The following is a 17,032-nucleotide window of genomic DNA, read 5'->3' as shown; positions in this document are numbered from 1 at the left end:
GCAGCATTCAGAGAGGAATTCCTGTGATCTCGTTCATCCGCAGCAAGAAGACGGCCGTCGCCGTCGTGGGTCTGGCCGCCGTGTCGCTCGCCCTGACCGGGTGTGCCGGTGGCTCGTCGGGCGGCAGCAGCTCGGCCGCGTCGGGGACGTACACCTTCTGGGACCCGTACCCGCAGTTCGACGACTCGTCCGACTGGGCGAAGCTGGTGCAGGCCTGTGGCACCGAGGCCGGCGTCACCGTCGAACGCACCGGCTACGACACCTCCGACCTGACGAGCAAGGCCCTCCTCGCCGGCCAGCAGGGCAACTCGCCCGACCTGCTGCTCGTCGACAACCCCGTCGTCTCGACGCTGGCCGAGGCGGGCCTGCTGACCGACACCGACGAGACCGGTGCCGACACCTCGGACATCGAGCAGAACATCCTCGCGGCCGGACAGATCGACGGTGCGACGTACGGGGTGCCCATCGGCGCCAACACCCTGGCGCTGTACTACAACAAGACCGTCCTGGACGCGGCGGGCGTCGACCCCGCGTCGATCACCGACTGGGACACCCTGACCTCGGCCCTCGAGAAGGTCTCGGCCTCCGGCGGGAAGGGCATCACCTTCTCGGCCATCGGCACCGAAGAAGGAAGCTTCCAGTTCTTGCCCTGGTACTGGGGGTCCGGTGCCGAGCTGACCGACCTCTCGTCCGACGACGCCGTGTCGGCGCTCGACCTCTGGACCGGGTGGGTCGAGGACGGCTACGCCCCGAACTCGGTCATCGGCAACACGCAGACCACGAGCTGGCAGGAGTTCCTCACGGGGGAGTACGCCTTCGGCGAGAACGGCACCTGGCAACTGGCCGGCGTCAAGGACTCGGGCATCGACTACGGCATCATCTCGATCCCCGCGAAGGACGGAGGCGCGGCACCGGCCCCCACGGGCGGTGAGTTCCTGACGGTCCCCGTCCAGAGCGACGACGCCCGGTACGACGTCAGCGAGAAGATCCGGGCGTGCCTGACGAGCACCGACAACCTCGTGGCCACCGACACGACCCTGTCGTACGTCGCGCCGACGAAGGACGCGCAGGAGCAGCAGGTGCAGGCCGACCCCGACCTCGAACCGTGGGTCACCGCCGTCGGCGATGCCAAGGGGCGCACGAGCGACGACCTCGGCACCGAGTACCCGAAGATCTCGGAGCAGCTCTGGAAGGCCGTCCAGAACAGCCTCAGCGGGTCGTCGTCGGCCCAGGACGCCCTCGACGAGGCCCAGCAGGCCGCCGAGTCGGCCACGAAGTGACCGCCCGGGACGAGCGACCATGAGCACCGACATCCTCGAACGTCGTGAGGCCGTGCCCGACGGACGGTCGGGCGGGACGCACGTCCCGCCCGCCGGCCCCGGCCGCCCGAGGCGTCGCCGTCGCCCCGACGCGGGCCAGCTGACCGCCTGGGCCTTCATCGCCCCGGTCGTCCTCTACCTCGCGGTCTTCTACGCCTACCCGTTGATCCGCAACGTCGACCTGTCGGTCCGCGACTACACCGTGCGGTCGTTCATCGACGGCACGGCACCGTTCATCGGGTTCGAGAACTTCACCGACGTCTTCGCCAGCCCGACGTTCGGCCCGGCCCTCGTCAACACGCTGCTGTTCACGGGCGTCTCGATCGCGTTCCAGTTCTCGATCGGCATGGCACTCGCGGTCTTCTTCTTCCAGAAGTTCCCGCTGTCGTCGACGTTGCGCGCGTTGTTCCTCGTGCCGTGGCTGCTGCCGCTGATCGTCAGCGCGTCGACCTGGTCCTGGATGCTCAACAGCGAGAGCGGCGTCGTCAACTCGGTCATCGAGACCTTCGGCGGCAGCCAGGTCAACTGGCTCACCTCTCCGCAGTGGGCGTTGACGAGCGTGATCGTCGCCAACATCTGGATCGGCATCCCGTTCAACCTGGTCATCCTCTACAGCGGCCTGCAGAACATCTCGGGTGACCTCTACGAAGCGGCGGCGCTCGACGGCGCGAACGCCTGGCAGAAGTTCTGGCGCATCACGTTCCCGCTGCTGCGCCCGGTGTCGGCCATCACCATCCTGCTCGGCCTCGTCTACACGCTGAAGGTCTTCGACATCATCTGGATCATGACCCGGGGCGGCCCGGGCGACGCCTCGACCACCTTCGCCATCTGGTCGTACCAGTTGGGCTTCGGCTCGACCCTCCCGACCTTCGGCCCCGCGGCCGCCGTCGGCAACCTGCTGATCGTGATGGCCCTGATCTGCGGATTCGTCTACCTGCGCGTGCAGAGGAAGCAGAGTCGGTCATGAGCGTCATCACCCGGACCCCCGCCCCGCGATCGGACGTGCGCCGCGCCTCCTCGCGGCGGGCCGGCCGGCGCAGCCTGGCCACGACCGTCCTCGGCGTCGTCTTCACGGCGATCATGTTGTTCCCCATCTACTGGATGATCAACGTCTCGCTGACGCCGACGGCGCAGATGCGGCAGAGCCCGCCGTCGTGGTTCCCGACGAATCCGACGCTCGACGGCTACGCGGCCGTCGTGTCGGAGCAACTGCCCTACCTCGGCACGAGCCTGCTGGTCGGGCTCGGCACCGTCGTCGTGACGGTCGCCCTGTCGGCACCGGCCGCGTACTCGCTCGCCAAGCTGCGGCCCAAGGGGGGAGGCGCGCTCAGCTTCGTCCTGCTGGTCGCGCAGATGATCCCCCAGGTCATCATGGCGATGGGCTTCTACGCGATCTACCTCAACCTCGGCATCCTCAACGAGTGGTGGGGTCTCGTGATCGCCGACTCGACGCTCGCGGTGCCGTTCGGCGTGCTGATCTTCACCGCGTTCATGAGCGGCATCCCCGACGAGTTGCTGAGCGCCGCGAAGCTCGACGGGGCCGGCTCGTGGCGGACCTTCGTCTCGGTGGTGCTTCCGGTCAGCCGCAACTCGGCCGTCACCGTCGGGCTGTTCGCGTTCTTGTGGGCCTGGTCGGACTTCGTCTTCTCGTCGACGCTCAACAGCGGCGGCTCGGCCCAGACCATCACCCTCGGCATCTACCGCTACATCGGCAACAACAACCAGGAGTGGAACTCGATCATGGCGACCGCCGTGGTCGCGTCGATCCCCGCCACCGTCCTGCTCGTCGTCGCGCAGCGGTACGTCGCCGCCGGCGTCACCGCCGGTGCCGTCAAGGACTGAGTCGGCCTCCCCGTGCCGACAGCGCCTGGCCGACAGGACCGAACCGACATGACCACCACACATCCCGCGAGGAGCACGCCCGTGACCACCATCCACACCTCGACCGCACCGTTCTCGGGCCCGGTCCGGCCCGGCCGGTCGACCCTGACCCCGCTCGACTCGTCCGAGATCCGCCTGACCGGCGGGTACTGGGCCGAGAAGCAACGCCTGAACGCCGACGTCGTGCTGCGCCACTGCGAGGACTGGATGGAGCGCATCGGCTGGACGGGCAACTTCGACCGGGCCGCGTCCCATCAGGTCGGCTGGGTGCACGCCGGCATCGAGTTCGTCGACAGCGAGGTCTACAAGCTGCTCGAGGGCATGGCGTGGGAGCTCGGCCGATCGCACGACGCCGACCTCTCGTCGCGCTACGACCAGCTGGTGTACCGGGTCGCCTCGGCGCAGGACGACGACGGCTACCTGCACACCAGCTTCGGTCGTCCCTGGCAGCCCGCCCGCTACTCGAACCTCGAATGGGGCCATGAGCTCTACAGCTTCGGCCACCTCGTCCAGGCGGCCGTCGCGGCCGAGAGGACCGGCATCGAGAGCGCCCTGGTCGACGTCGCCCGCCGCCTGGCCGACCACCTCTGGGTCGAGTTCGGGCCCGACGGGCGGGTGGCGGTCTGCGGGCACCCCGAGATCGAGGTCGCGCTCGTCGAGTTCGGCCGCGCCCTCGACGAGCCCCGCTACGTCGAGCTCGCGCGCCTCTTCGTCGAGCGCCGCGGCCACGGCCTGCTGGCGCCGATCGAGTACGGCCAGGAGTACTTCCAGGACGACGTGCCGGTGCGGGAGGCCGAGGTGCTGCGCGGGCACGCGGTGCGGGCGTTGTACCTGGCGGCCGGGGCCCTCGACGTGGCCGTCGAGACCGGCGACGACGAACTCGCCGACGCCGTCCGGCGGCAGTGGGAGGCGACCGTCGCGCGCCGCACGTACGTCACCGGCGGGATGGGCTCGCACCACCAGGACGAGGCGTACGGTGCCGACTTCGAGCTTCCGCCGGATCGCGCCTACTCGGAGACCTGCGCCGGCATCGCCTCGAACATGCTGTCGTGGCGCCTGCTGCTGCAGGACGGCGACCCGCGCTACGCGGACCTGATCGAACGCACGCTGTTCAACAACGTGATGGCCTCGCCCCGCGAGGACGGGCGTGCCTTCTTCTACACGAACACGTTGCACCAGCGCACCGACGGCGTCGCCCCCGACGAGGACGAGCTGAACGCCCGCGCCCTGTCGAGCCTCCGGGCGCCCTGGTTCGAGGTCTCGTGCTGCCCGACGAACGTCGCCCGCACGCTCGCGAGCGTCGAGTCGACCTTCGCGACCAAGACGCCGGCCGGGCTGCAGGTGCACCAGTACGGCGAGTTCGACGTCGACACCACCCTTTCCGACGGCACGCCGATCGCCCTGTCGGTGCGCAGCGGCTACCCCTACGACGGCGCGGTCCGCATCACCTGGCGCGACGACACGCGACGCGAGGTCGACCTCGACCTGCGCATTCCCTCGTGGGCGGGCTCGGCACGCATCGAGGCGCCCGGCCAGGCACCGTCCGTGCGGGACGGACGCTCGACGACCGTCCGGGGCCGGTTCGCGGCGGGCGACGTCGTCACGGTCGACCTGCCGATGCAGGCCCGGTGGAGCCTGCCCGACCCCCGGATCGACGCGGTGCGCGGCCAGGTCGCCGTTCAGCGCGGCCCGCTCGTGCTGGCGCTCGAGTCGACCGACCTGCCCGACGGCGACGTCAACGACGTGGTCGTGGACACCTCGGTCGAACCGGTGACCACCGAGCGGGGTGCCACGGTCGAGGTGTCACGTCTGGCCGCGGCCACCGCCGACTGGCCGTACGGCGAGCCCGGCGACGCGATCGGCCCGCTCGGCGCGGTCGCCCTCGTGCCCTACGCCACCTGGGCGAACCGCGGGCCGTCGACCATGAGGGTCTGGCTGCCCGTCGCCCGGGTCGAGGGCTGATCCGGTTCCGTCGAGCTCGACTCGATCACGGTGACTCCGCGGTAGCCGCCGGTAGGCCGCCGGGCTCCTGAGAAGGCCCGGCCGCCCGACAGCTCTTCCTGTCGGGCCGGGCGGTGCGTCACGGTCCCGTGCCGTGACGCACCGCCCCTCTGTGGTCGCGACCCGCGCCTCCTGCCGTTCCGGCCCCCGGGGCCGCGGACTCGGCGCCGCGCTCGTCAGCGCAGGACGACGATCATCCGCTTCGAGACGCTGGCGGACACGTTGCCCGACCCGGCGTACGACGCGGACAGGACGTACGTGCCCCCGCGGGTGAAGGTCCCGACCGGCACGGTGACGCGTCCTGCTCCGTCGGCCGAGACGGTGGCGGTGCCGACGGTCCTGCCGCCCGAGGTCACGGTCACGGTGCCGGTGGGGCGGGGGACGCCGGGGGCCGACACCGTGACCGTGACCGTCGCCGCCTTGTTCTTGGTGATCCCCGTCGTCCCGCGGGTCAACGCGCTGGACGAGGAGGCCTTGTCGACGGTCACGCCGACGACCGCCGAGTCCGAGCCGGACTGCGTCGTCGTGGCAGGGACGAAGGAGGCGCGCAGCTGGTGGGTGCCCGCCGCGGTCGTCCCCGGCAGGGTCACCGTGGCGCGCCCGTCGGACCCGACCTTCGTGCTGCCGACGACGGCCGTGCCGTCCCGGAGCGTCACCGTCCCGCTCGGGGCCGAGCCGTCCGACGCGACGACCTGGGTGGTCGTCGTGATCGGGGTGCTCGAGCCGTGGGTCTGGCGAGTGCGGTCGACGCTCAGGCGACTGGTCGTCGTCGCGGGTGCGGTCGCGGGCGCCGGGGCCGACAGGGTCGGGGCCGGAGCGGAGGCGGGCACCTTGGCGGACCCCCCGGCGAGGCTCACGTCCAGGACCGCTCCGCCCGACGGGGTCATGGAGCGGACCGACACCGTGAACCCGCCGTTCGCGCTGGTGAACGACTCGCCCGCGTCGAGGTGCGTGTCGCGACGGCTGGGGTCGCGCCCGGCGTCGAGGCCGACCGCGAGGGCGACGGTCGACACCGTGCTGCCCGCGAGGGTGAGGGGTCGGAGCACCCGGACGCTGCCGGTCGTCTTGTCGCTGGTGAGCGCGCAGCGCGTGAAACCCGATCCGATGAGGGCGCAGGACGGAGAACGTCCGCCGAACTCCGGGCTGGTGGCGTCCGTCCCGGTCGCGGTGCGGTACTCGACGTAGTAGTCCTGACCGCTGACCGGGTCGACCACCTTGAGGGCGCGACCCTTCGCGGCACCGTCGAGCGAGGCGACGATGACCTGGCGGGTCGTGCCCGCCCCGCTGAGCGTGGTGACGTCGGTCAGGTAACCGGCACGGACCCGCTGGACGGACGACAGGTGGGGGCGGGACGACGAGACCGAGTAGCCCATGATGTCGAGGAAGTCCCCGTACTCCAGCACGGGGCAGGTGGCGGGGGAGTCGGACGACGTGGCGTACCGGTAGTCGCTCGCGGCCCCGTCGAACGACGTCGTGCTGCGGCACATGCCGGCACCGGCGTGGCCGAAGCCGAGGTTGTGGCCGAACTCGTGCAGCAGCACGGGGACGCCCAGCGTGCTGCCCGCTCCGTACGAGCTGAAGACCTCGCCGCCGTCGCCGCCGACCGTACCGAACGCGGTCGCCGTCGTCCCGCAGGTCTCGCGGCTCAGGACGATCAGGTGCTCGTTCGTGCCGGCCCACGCGTACCGGGCGAACCGTCCGCCGAAGGCCGAGGTGTGGACCGTGTTGAGCACCGTGGCCGGGACGCACGACGCCTGGTCGAGCGACCGGGTCTCGATGCCGGCGAGCGTCACGTTCACGGTGTGGCCCGACTCCGCCCACCAGTAGTCGTGCAGCTGCGTCACGGCGGCGCGGATCGAGGCGTCGTCGGGAGGCGTGGGGGAGTCGTCCGAGGTCGCGGCCGTCGCCGCCGCGACGCTGACGTACACCGGGTGGTCCGTCACCCCGGTCGTCGGCGACACGTCGTCGTCGGTCTGGGCCCTCAGCAGGGGCGCCGCGGGCACCGTCATCATGTCGCCGGACAGGTCGGCCGAGACGCCCGACGTGGCCGTCGAGGCGGCGGCCGTCGTGGTGGGGGCGGTGGCGACCGGGGCGGGCGACGGGGTCGCGGCCTGGGCGGGGGCGGTCACCAGGACGGTGAACACCAGGGCCGCGGCGGCGGCGGTCGCCGCGAGGCGGCGGGTCGGGAACGAGGGCATCGCGGACTCCAGGGATCTCGGAGGCGCGGACCGTCACCGAGGGACGTACGGCTCCGTCGGACGTCGGGGAACGACGGAGGTCCTGCCGCCTCGGCGGACGTCGGGGAACGCCGAGGCAGCAGGGCTCGCCGGCGGACGTCGGGGAACGCCGGAGAGGTGACGGCAACGCGCCGTCGGTGGGGGTTCATACCCACGAATGGAACTCAACCACCCTCGCCCGGTCGCCCGAACCCCCCGAACGAGTGCGCGGGGACCCCCAGAACAGGACCGTTCGGGATCTCGGCGGCCGCGCCTCCTGCCTGGACGTCAGCCCTGACGGGCCGCCGGTGGGGGTATATCGTCCGGGTATCGTTCGACCCCGTTCCACCCTCGAGAAGGAGAACACCATGAGCAGCACGTCAGCACCCGGCACCTTCGGCTTCGGCACCGGCCTCGACGGCATGTGGCAGGCCATGGAGCAGCTCCGCTCGACCTTCGACCGCCGCGAGGGCACCCGTGCCCCGCGGGGCGAGGTGCGGGCCGCGATCCTCGCGCTGCTGGCCGAACGCCCCATGCACGGCTACCAGATCATCCGCGAGATCGACGAGCGCAGCGGCGGCGACTGGAAGCCCAGCGCCGGGTCCGTGTACCCGACCCTGCAGTTGCTCTCCGACGAGGGGCTCGTCGCCGCGGAGGAGACCGACGGCCGCAAGGTCTACTCGCTCACCGAGGCCGGTCGCGCCGCCGCCGGGGTCGACCCGTCGGCTCCGTGGGAGCCCGAGCGCTCCGCCACCGGCGACCGGTTCCGCGCCCTGCCCAAGGCCGGCGTCGAGCTGGCCCGCGCCACGGCGCAGGTCGGCCGGACGGGCTCGCCCGAGCAGGTCGACGAGGCGGTGGCGGTGCTCGACGAGGCCCGTCGTCGCATCTACTCGATCCTCGCCCGAGACTGACGAGGGTGGCGTCGACCGACCCCTCCGCGTCCAGTCCTCCGGTGCGTGACCGAGCCGGTCGCGCGCGCTACCGTCGCATCCTGCGGTTCGCGTCGCGGCACCTCGCCGTCACCTGGTGGTTCGAACTCGTCCTGCCCCGCTTCGGCCTACGGCGGCTCGCGGAGCGCACGCGTGCCCGGCGCATGCGGCGCTTCGCCCGGGGCTTCCACGCTCTGGCCCTCGACCTCGGCGGCCTGATGATCAAGGTCGGCCAGTACCTGTCGTCCCGCCTCGACGTGCTGCCGCCCGAGATCACCAAAGAGCTCGAGGGGCTGCAGGACGAGGTCACGCCCGTGCCCTTCTCGGGCATCCGCGCCCTGGCCGAGGCCGAGCTGGGCCGACCCCTCGGGCAGGTCTTCGCCACCGTCGCCGAGTCGCCCATCGCCGCCGCCTCGCTCGGCCAGGCGCACCGGGCGACGCTCGGGCCCGTCGACGCGGCCGACACGGGCCTCACGGACGTCGTGCTCAAGGTGCAGCGGCCCGGCATCGACGCCGTGGTCGACGTCGACCTCGCCGCACTCCGCCGCGTCGGCGGCTGGCTCAGCCACGTCCGGCTGGTGTCGGACCGGGTCGACGCCCCCGCCCTCGTCGAGGAGTTCGCGCGCACCAGCCTCGAAGAGATCGACTACCTCAACGAGGCCGCCAACTCGGCCCGCTTCGCCGCCGACTTCGCCGACGACGAGCGGGTGAGCGTGCCCGACGTCGTGTGGGAGCGCACCACGCGTCGCGTCCTCGTGCTGGACGACGTCTCGGCCATCAAGATCACCGACGTCGACGCGCTGGCCGCCGCCGGCATCGACCCCGCCGAGGTCGCCCCCGTCTTCGCCGCGGTGATGTTCGACCAGCTCTTCACCCACGGGTTCTTCCACGCCGACCCGCATCCCGGCAACATCTTCGTCACGCCCGTGCCCGACGCGGTCGACGGGCAGCGACCGTGGAAGCTCACCTTTATCGACTTCGGCATGATGGGCGAGGTGCCGACGGGCACCCGGACGGGCTTGCGCAAGCTGCTGATCGCGGCGGCCTCGCGTGACGGTTCGGGCATGGTGAACGCCATGCGCGACCTCGGCGTCCTGTTGCCGAGCGCCGACACGCTCGGGCTCGAGCGGGCCGTGACCGCCACCTTCGCCCGGTTCGGCGGCATGGGGTTCGCCGAACTCCGGCAGGTCGACCCGCGGGAGTACCGCGAGTTCGCCGGGCAGTTCGGCGACCTCATCCGGTCGCTGCCGTTCCAGCTGCCCGAGGACTTCCTGCTCGTGCTGCGGGCGATGACGCTGACCTCGGGGGTCGCCAGCGCGCTCGACCCGGCGTTCAACCTGTGGGACTCGGTCGAGCCCTACGCGGCCCAGCTGATCCGCGACGAACGCGGCAACGCGGTGCAGGACGTCACGCGCCGCACCCTCGACGCCGCCACGGTGGCCGTGCGTCTGCCCGGCCGACTCGACCACCTCGTCACGCGCCTCGAGGACGGCACGCTCGAGGTGGGCAGCCCGCGGATCGAGCGCCAATTGACCCGCATCGAGCGGACCGCCCGGCGGGTGGTCTCGGCCGTGCTCTTCGCCGCCCTGCTGATCGCGGGGGCCGTCCTGCGAAGCGGGGACGACGTGGTCGGCACGGTGCTCATGGCCACCTCGGCGGTGCCCCTGCTGCACGCGCTGCTGGCCGGCCGCGGACGCTGACCTCCGGCCGGTGCGCCCCGGCGGGGTACAGGGGGTTCCCCCTGACTGGGGACACGACGCCCCTTACCGAGTCGACGATCCCTCGGTACCGTCGCCCCATCGGCACCGTGCCGAGACGTCACAGCCCCCTCCCGACAGGCACCACGGGGGCCTCGGCGCCCCCCACCCGAAGGACTCCCCGACATGTCCCGATCGCTCCGCCGCGCCCGCTGGACCCGCCGTGCCCGCTGGGCCGCCGTGCCCGTCGCCGTCATCGCCTCCGGCGCCATCATCTCGACGGCGTCGTACTCGGCCTTCTCGGCCACCACCTCGAACCCGACGAGCAACTGGTCGACCGGCACCGTGCAGCTCACGGACGACGATTCCGACGTCGCCCTGTTCTCGGCCTCGGGCCTGATGCCCGGTGACACCGGCACGAGGTGCATCACGGTCACCTCGACGGGCAGCCTGCCCTCGTCGGTCCGGCTCTACGGCACCGCGGCGACCACGACCAACTCGCTCTCGTCCTTCCTCGACCTGACGATCCAACAGGGGTCGGGCGCGTCCAGCGCCTCGTGTGACGGCTTCACCCCGGCGAGCCAGGGTGCGCAGGTCTTCTCGGGCACCCTCGCCGACTTCGCGAGCCAGCGGACCGGCTACGCGACCGGCGCCCCGACCTGGTCACCGGACGGGACGGCCGCCGAGTCGCACTCGTTCAAGTTCACGTACGCGCTCAGCCAGTCGACGCCGAACACCGGTCAGGACTCGCGCGCGGCGATCGCCTTCACCTGGGAGGCCCAGACCCGCTGACGCGGGAGACGACGCCCGAGCCGGAACACGCCGACATGACGACCCTCGCGGCCCCCGCCGCCACCACCTCGCAGGTCCGCTCCGACCTGTCGTTCTGGGGTGCGCTGTGCCTGGCGACGATCGCGCGGGTCGTCCTGACGACGGCCGTGTGCCTCCTGCTCTGGGCGGCCGTCCCGGCCCTCTGGGGCTGGACGCCCACGACCGTGGTCACGGGGTCGATGTCGCCCGCGATCGCCGCCGGGGACGTGGTCGTGGCGATGCCCGTCGACACCGCCGACCTCGACGCGGGGCAGGTGCTGCTCGTCGACGATCCGGACCGGGCCGGAGAGCTGCGGCTGCACCGTCTGGTCGACACGACCGACGACGGGTCGTTGCGACTCAAGGGCGACGCGAACGCCGAGGTCGACTCGAGCCCCGTCGCCGCCGAGGCCGTGCACGGCGTCGGGGTCCTGCTCGTGCCGTCCATCGGGTCGCCGATGCTCTGGCACGGCGGCGACCGCGTCGTGGGCGTGCTCGTCGTGTCCCTCGTCGTGCTGCTCCTGCTCGCGGCGATGCGGCTCGAGCCGACCAGCGAGGACGTCGTCGACCCCCTCGCCCCGTCCCGTCACCGTGCGCCCACGCAGCCGTCGGGGCGGTCGCGCGCGGCCCGGGTCTCGGGCGTCGCCCTCACCGTGGTGGCCGGGGTGGCCGTGCTGTTCCTCGTCGTCGGCTCGAGCCACGCGGCGTTCTCGGCCACGACCTCGACCTCGAGCGTGCTCGCCACCTCGCGGTTCGCCTGCCTCGACCGCCCGGTCGCGGCGCAGGCGCGATTCGCCTACCAGTTCAACGACGGGGTCGGCACGACCGCGCGCGACAGCAGCGGCAACGGACGACCGGGCACCCTCACCCCCGGGGCCACGATCACGGGCGGCACGTGCGCCCCCGGTGACGGCCCGTTCCTGAGGCTCGACGGCGTGGACGGTCAGGTCACGACGGGGCTGAACATCGACGGCCCCCAGGTCTTCACCGTCGAGACCTGGTTCCGCACGACCACGACGACGGGCGGCAAGCTGATCGGCTTCGGGAACAGCCAGGCGGGCGCGTCGGGACAGTACGACCGTCACCTCTACCTGACCGACCGGGGCACGCTGATCTTCGGCGTCTACAGCGGCGGGTACTTCACCCTGCAGAGCCCGTCGACGTACACCGACGGTGCGTGGCACCTCGCGACGGCGACCCTGGACTCCTCGGGCATGACGCTCTACGTGGACGGCGCGCCGGTCGGGTCGTCGTCCCAGGCGGCGGCCGAGAACGCCCGAGGCTACTGGCGCATCGGCTACGACGCGGTGAACGCGCCCTGGCCCTCACCGCCGACCAGCAAGCACTTCCGGGGCGACCTCGACGACACGACGGTCCTCGACGTCGCCTCGACGGCGGCCGAGGTGAGCGCGAGGTACGCGGCCGGCCGGTGAGCCGCGCCCGGTGACCGTCGACCGGCGTCCCGTGACCCGGGCCCAGGGCCTCGGTCAGGAGGCGCGCGTCGGTCGAGCGAGGTGCCGCCATTGGACCCGTCGGTCAGGAGCGGGCGAGGCGGCGGCGTCGGATGGCGGTGACGGTGACGAGGGCGGCACCGAGGAGCAGGACCAGGCCGGCGCCGATCACCGGCAGCGTGGTGTCCGCACCCGTGTAGGCGAGGTCGCCGCGGGGGCCGGTGCCGTTCCGGTCGGAGACGGGGACGGCCGGGGTCGACGGCGTGGTCGTCCCGGGAGGCGTGGTCGCGCCGGGGGGAGTCACGGTGCCGGGAGGGGTGCCGCCGTCGCCCGGGGGCGGCGTGACGACGTCGGCCGGGGTGACCGTGACCGTGTAGTCCGCGGTGTCGGGCGGCGTCGTGCCGTTGTCGGCCGTGATGGTGACGGTGGTGTCGCCGGGGGTGGTCGGGGTGCCCGAGATCTCGCCGGTGGTGCCGTTCAGCGTGAGGCCGGCCGGCAGGGTGCCGGTGGTGACGGTGAAGGTCGGGGCCGGGGCACCGGTCGCCGTGACGGTGAACGAGTACGGGGTGCCCTCGGTCGCGGCCGTCGGACTGCCCGACGTGATGGTCGGTGCGACGGTCTCGGACGGCGTGCCGACCGTGGGGCAGGCCGCGGGCACGGTGAGGGTGTTGGTGTCGAGCGTCACGGCGCCGGTGCGGGCGAGGAGCCGTCCGACGACGGTCGCACCCGTGGTCGCGGTGATGGACTCCTGCGCGAGGATGGTCCCGCGGAAGTCCGCGTCGGCGAGGAGGGTGGCCGAGCTGCCGACCTGCCAGAAGACGTTGCACGCGCTGGCGCCCTGGGAGAAGGTCATGGTCGTGTTCGCGCCGATGGTCAGGGTGCTGGCGGCCTGGATGACCCAGACCGACCGATCGGAGCCGGCGAACGCGAGGCTGCCGTTCTCGGTGAGCTGCACCGCGTCCCCCGAGTAGACGCCGGGCGACAGCGACCGACCGGCCAGGTCGACGACGTTGCTCTCCTGCGGGGTGAGGGCCGCGGCCACGTCGTAGGCCGAGGTGAGGTCCTGCTGCGCGAGCCGCGCGGGTTCGTCGGCCACGTGCTGCACGCCCCCGACGATCACGCCGGGGCCACCGGCGTCGAACCCGGTGACCGAGGAACCGGGGCTGAGGCCGACGTCGCCGTTCACCACGCTGAGGCCGGTGTTGGTGACCGTCGAGGCGGCGAGCACGGCGTAGCTGCGGGCCGACCCGAGGTCGACGGGGCCGTCGATGACGCTCGCGGCGCTCGCGGGGAGGGCCGAGGCCATCGTGAGGGCGGCGGCGACGCCGAGGACGAGCCCCGAGCGGGCGAGGAGGGAAGGGGACGTCGAACGGGGCATGGCGCCACCTGACTGGGAAGAGGAGGCACCTGGACACACGTGATCGGTTCGTGCGGGCGTTCCCCGTTACCTGAGGTATACGCGGGTCTCCCTGAGAACTCAATCCTTGACGCGTCATCCGGCGACGCGACCGACGCAGCGGCACCCGTGTACCCCGGACTGGGCGTCGACTCGTGCGCCGTGCGGTCCGTAACGTCGATGCGTGATCCACGAGACCCACCCCGAGTCGTCGGACGCCCCGACGGCCACGACGACCACCCCCGCCACCCCGTTCGGAGCCCCGTCCGCCGCCGTCGAGCGACGCATCGCCATCGTCGAGGCGGCCATGCGCGTCTTCACCGAGCACGCCTTCCACGAGGCGTCGTTCGAGTTGGTCGCCCGAGCCGCCGATCTGCCCGTCAAGACCGTGAGCGACGAGTTCACCCACTGGAACGGCCTGGTCCTGGCGACCGTCGACCTCTGGGTCGGCCGCCGCACCCGGCCGCTGCTCCCCCTCGCCCGGACGCACGGCACGATCGCCCTGCTGCGCGCGATCGTCGCCGCGAACGCCGCCGAACCCGCGTTGATGCGCCTGCTGAGTGCCACCGTCAACGTCGCGGCGACCCCCGGCCACGCGCTGGCGCCGCTGTTGCACGACCAGTGGCAGCAGTTCTACCGGTTGATCCACAGCTCGCTCGCGCAGGACGTCGAGCTCGGGCGCGAACCCGACACGATGCAGCCGGCCAGGGGTGCCGAGCAGTTGATCGCCCTGTACGAGGGACTGCAGCTGCAGTCCATGGTCCGACGTGACATGGACGTCGTGGAGTCGTTCGACCGGGCGATCACGCGCCTGCGCGCCGGGTGGGGCTCCGTCTACGTGCCGCCCTCCTGGGACCTCGAGCTGGTCTGAGCCGTCCCTCGCCGACGGGTCGTCGAGGCGATCGGGGTACATCTGAGACAGGCTCATGGACAATCCGGCGTCGTCGGCGTAGAAAAGACGGCACATCGCGTCTCACCAGCGTGATGAGGGGCACGACCCCGACGCCGGGACCCACCACCCCGGTGAGATGCGACCGAAGAAGGTACGCCGTGGATCAGACGGCCGAGACGACGACGAGGCGACCCGCCCCGCTCCGTCTCGTGCGCCTCCTCGGCTTCTCGGGTCTCGCCGCGATCGGCATGGTCGGTCTCGGACTCGCCTTCTCGTCCCCGTCGGCCTCGGCCGACGAGGCCCCGTCGTCCCTCCTCGGCGGCGTCACCTCGGCCGTCGGCCAGGTCGCCGGATCGCTCGACGCCCCCGTGGCCGCCGTCGGTCAGACCGCAGGAGGCGCGGTGTCACAGGTCACGGGCGTCGCCGTCCAGGCCACGGCCGTCGCACCCCCGGTGCAGCAGGTCGTGCAGGCCGCCGCCCCCGTGGTGCCCCAGGTCGTGCAGCAGGTCGCAGCCGCCGCACCGGTCTCGTCGGTCGTCGCGCCCGTCGCGCAGACCGTGGACCAGGTCGTCGCGTCCGTCCCCGTGGTGCCTGCCGTCACCGGCCCGGCGCCCGTCTCGACCGTGACCGATCCGCTGACCGGCGTCGTCGACGAGGGTCTGACCGCCGTCGGCGACTCGGCTGCGGCCCCCGCCGCCCCCGTGCTCCCGCCGGTCGTGCCCGGGGGCGTCACGCCCCGACCGGGCGTCACGGTCCCCGCGGGCGACGTGCCCGCCGGGGCGGACGCGGACGTCGACGGAGCCGACGGCCTCGGAGTCGTCGCCGCCGACGAGCTCGCCGTCGCCGTGGTGGCCGACGCGTCCGACGTGTCCGGCACGACCGCATCGATCGACGCGGTCGGCATCCTGCGGGCGCAGATCGCCTCGGGTCCGTCCTCGTCCGCCGACACGACCAGCGCACCCCTGGCGCCCACCCCCGGCCCCGCACCGCTTCCTGCCGGGGACGACCACGGCACGCCCGCCCTGCCCTCGGGCACCGGCGGAAGCGCGAACGGTCAGGCCTCGGGCGGCGGAGCGGCCGGCGGTGCCGTCGCGCTCGACGCGACCCGCGCCTCCCTGCTTCCCGGACTCGCCGTCTCGGCGGGGTCCGCGGACGGCGACGACGACCTCCCGTCGACGCCTGCGTACGACACCGACTCTTCCCCCGACTGAGGCCGGTCGCGTCGCCCCTGCAGCCTCCCGGCTGCCGGCGACATCAGCGACCCCGCCGCGACCCCGCGGCACCACACACCTCATCTCTTGGAGAAGACCATGAACACGTACGTCTCGAGAGGGCTCATGGGAGCGCTCTTCATCGGGGGCATCTGGGCCCTCGGAACCACCGCCGCGAACGCGGCGACCACCACCGGTGACGACGGGCTGCTCTCGGGCACCCAGGTCGGCGCCGTCGTCGAGGCTCCGGTCTCGGCCCTCGGCAACGCGGTCAGCGTCCTCGGCGACTCGAGCAGCACCGCGCCGGCCCCTGCGGCGCCTGCCGCCCCGGCTGCGGCACCCGCCGCTCCGGCCGCCGCCCCCGCCGCTCCGGCCGCCGCACCCGCCGCGCCCGCCGCGCCCGTCACGACGACGAGCGGCGACTCGGGCGTGCTCTCGGGCAGCCAGGGCATCGTCTCGATCGACGTGCCGGTCAGCGTCGGTGGCAACGCGGTCTCGGTGCTGGGCGACTCGGCCGGCACGGCCGCTCCCGCCCAGGCCGCGGCCCCCGCGGCACCGGCACCGGCAGCACCTGCCGCCACGTCGGGCGACGACGCGATCGGCTCGGGCACCCAGGCCCTCGTCGACGTGACCCTGCCGGTCACGGTCGGTGGCAACGCGATCTCGGTGCTGGGCGACTCGTCGAGCACCGGCACCACGACCGGCACCCCCGCAGGAGGCGCGACCGGCGCCGGCCCCACCGGCTCGGCCACCGGCAGCACCAGTGGTGACGACGGCATCCTCGGGGGCACGCAGGTCGTGCCGTCGGTGGGGTTGCCCGTGACCGTGGGCGGCAACGCCGTCTCGGTGGTCGGCGACAGCAGCAGCACCGGCTCGACCACGGCTCCGGCCGCGAGTTCCGGCACCGGCACCACCGGCACGAGTCCGGCCACGGGTGGCGCCGCCACCAGCGGTGACGACTCCGTCGCCGGGGGCACGCAGGTGATCCCGACGGTGACCACCCCGGTCACGGTCGGTGGCAACGCGATCTCGGTGATCGGCGACAGCAGCAGCACCGGCACCGGCACCACGACGGGCACCGGCACCACCGGCACCGGTACGGGCACCACCGGTGGCACCACAAGCGGCGACGACGGAATCCTCGGGGGCACGCAGGTCGTGCCGTCCGTGGGGCTGCCCGTGACCGTGGGCGGCAACGCCGTCTCGGTGGTCGGCGACAGCAGCAGCAC

At 72.7% G+C, this 17,032-nt stretch carries 13 protein-coding genes; 11 read left to right on the top strand and 2 right to left on the bottom strand.

The features are described from left to right. The first annotated feature begins 23 nt into the window (after positions 1–23). The 4 genes from QRN23_RS12040 to QRN23_RS12025 are packed head-to-tail and all read left to right on the top strand — an operon-like array spanning position 24 to position 5,162. Positions 24–1,280: a sugar ABC transporter substrate-binding protein gene (locus QRN23_RS12040; RefSeq protein WP_235452694.1), complete on the top strand. Its 1,257-nt coding sequence runs from the start codon at positions 24–26 to the stop codon at positions 1,278–1,280. Positions 1,281–1,299: 19 nt separating this feature from the next. Next, positions 1,300–2,286, top strand: coding sequence for a carbohydrate ABC transporter permease (locus QRN23_RS12035; RefSeq protein ID WP_277959849.1), 987 nt, complete (start codon positions 1,300–1,302; stop codon positions 2,284–2,286). Then, positions 2,283–3,161 (top strand): carbohydrate ABC transporter permease, encoded by an 879-nt coding sequence (locus QRN23_RS12030; protein ID WP_082452497.1) that lies wholly within the window; start codon positions 2,283–2,285, stop codon positions 3,159–3,161. The genes QRN23_RS12035 and QRN23_RS12030 overlap by 4 nt, the downstream gene beginning before the upstream one ends. 48 nt (positions 3,162–3,209) lie before the next feature. Beyond that, positions 3,210–5,162 (top strand): glycoside hydrolase family 127 protein, encoded by a 1,953-nt coding sequence (locus tag QRN23_RS12025; protein WP_502874816.1) that lies wholly within the window; start codon positions 3,210–3,212, stop codon positions 5,160–5,162. Positions 5,163–5,377: 215 nt separating this feature from the next. On the opposite strand, the gene QRN23_RS12020 is transcribed toward QRN23_RS12025, so the two are convergent. Further along, a complete protein-coding gene (locus tag QRN23_RS12020; RefSeq protein ID WP_285063649.1) occupies positions 5,378–7,399 on the bottom strand; it encodes an Ig-like domain repeat protein in 2,022 nt (673 codons plus the stop codon). A 386-nt stretch (positions 7,400–7,785) separates the two neighbouring features. Here QRN23_RS12020 and QRN23_RS12015 point away from each other — a divergent pair, with 386 nt between their 5' ends. The 4 genes from QRN23_RS12015 (at position 7,786) to QRN23_RS12000 (ending at position 12,286) form a co-directional block, all read left to right on the top strand. Further along, complete coding sequence (locus QRN23_RS12015) at positions 7,786–8,328, top strand: PadR family transcriptional regulator (RefSeq protein WP_056047119.1); 543 nt, start codon at positions 7,786–7,788, stop codon at positions 8,326–8,328. A gap of 41 nt (positions 8,329–8,369) precedes the next feature. Beyond that, the gene (locus tag QRN23_RS12010; protein ID WP_233568534.1) at positions 8,370–10,046 is read left to right on the top strand and encodes an ABC1 kinase family protein; all 1,677 of its coding nucleotides are present in this window, start codon (positions 8,370–8,372) and stop codon (positions 10,044–10,046) included. Positions 10,047–10,229: 183 nt separating this feature from the next. Next, the gene (locus QRN23_RS12005; protein WP_200412458.1) at positions 10,230–10,835 is read left to right on the top strand and encodes a hypothetical protein; all 606 of its coding nucleotides are present in this window, start codon (positions 10,230–10,232) and stop codon (positions 10,833–10,835) included. 35 nt (positions 10,836–10,870) lie between these two features. Further along, positions 10,871–12,286: a LamG-like jellyroll fold domain-containing protein gene (locus QRN23_RS12000; protein WP_285063648.1), complete on the top strand. Its 1,416-nt coding sequence runs from the start codon at positions 10,871–10,873 to the stop codon at positions 12,284–12,286. A gap of 103 nt (positions 12,287–12,389) precedes the next feature. Here QRN23_RS12000 and QRN23_RS11995 read toward each other — a convergent pair whose 3' ends face one another. Continuing rightward, positions 12,390–13,682: an ice-binding family protein gene (locus tag QRN23_RS11995; RefSeq protein ID WP_285063647.1), complete on the bottom strand. Its 1,293-nt coding sequence runs from the start codon at positions 13,680–13,682 to the stop codon at positions 12,390–12,392. A 202-nt stretch (positions 13,683–13,884) separates the two neighbouring features. On the opposite strand from QRN23_RS11995, the gene QRN23_RS11990 reads away from it, so the two are divergent. The 3 genes from QRN23_RS11990 to QRN23_RS11980 all read left to right on the top strand — a co-directional run. Next, positions 13,885–14,571: a TetR/AcrR family transcriptional regulator gene (locus QRN23_RS11990; RefSeq protein WP_192124240.1), complete on the top strand. Its 687-nt coding sequence runs from the start codon at positions 13,885–13,887 to the stop codon at positions 14,569–14,571. A 179-nt stretch (positions 14,572–14,750) separates the two neighbouring features. Beyond that, positions 14,751–15,803 (top strand): hypothetical protein, encoded by a 1,053-nt coding sequence (locus tag QRN23_RS11985; RefSeq protein WP_192124242.1) that lies wholly within the window; start codon positions 14,751–14,753, stop codon positions 15,801–15,803. Between the two features lie 99 nt (positions 15,804–15,902). Continuing rightward, a partial coding sequence (locus QRN23_RS11980; protein WP_285063646.1) for a chaplin family protein occupies positions 15,903–17,032 on the top strand: 1,130 nt, incomplete at its 3' end.

Source organism: Frigoribacterium sp. ME-P-080 (assembly GCF_030209595.1).
Taxonomy (GTDB): domain Bacteria; phylum Actinomycetota; class Actinomycetes; order Actinomycetales; family Microbacteriaceae; genus Frigoribacterium.
Note: the sequence above shows the minus strand (reverse complement) of the source record. Positions and strands in the feature narration are given on the sequence as shown.

What these genes read in the sequence shown, in the direction of transcription:
- QRN23_RS12000 (WP_285063648.1), top strand. Translation starts at nt 10,871, where the DNA reads ATGACGACCCTCGCGGCCCCCGCCGCCACCACCTCGCAGGTCCGCTCC.
- QRN23_RS12015 (WP_056047119.1), top strand. Translation starts at nt 7,786, where the DNA reads ATGAGCAGCACGTCAGCACCCGGCACCTTCGGCTTCGGCACCGGCCTC.
- QRN23_RS12030 (WP_082452497.1), top strand. Translation starts at nt 2,283, where the DNA reads ATGAGCGTCATCACCCGGACCCCCGCCCCGCGATCGGACGTGCGCCGC.
- QRN23_RS12020 (WP_285063649.1), bottom strand. Translation starts at nt 7,399, where the DNA reads ATGCCCTCGTTCCCGACCCGCCGCCTCGCGGCGACCGCCGCCGCCGCG.
- QRN23_RS12025 (WP_502874816.1), top strand. Translation starts at nt 3,210, where the DNA reads ATGACCACCACACATCCCGCGAGGAGCACGCCCGTGACCACCATCCAC.
- QRN23_RS11995 (WP_285063647.1), bottom strand. Translation starts at nt 13,682, where the DNA reads ATGCCCCGTTCGACGTCCCCTTCCCTCCTCGCCCGCTCGGGGCTCGTC.
- QRN23_RS12035 (WP_277959849.1), top strand. Translation starts at nt 1,300, where the DNA reads ATGAGCACCGACATCCTCGAACGTCGTGAGGCCGTGCCCGACGGACGG.
- QRN23_RS12005 (WP_200412458.1), top strand. Translation starts at nt 10,230, where the DNA reads ATGTCCCGATCGCTCCGCCGCGCCCGCTGGACCCGCCGTGCCCGCTGG.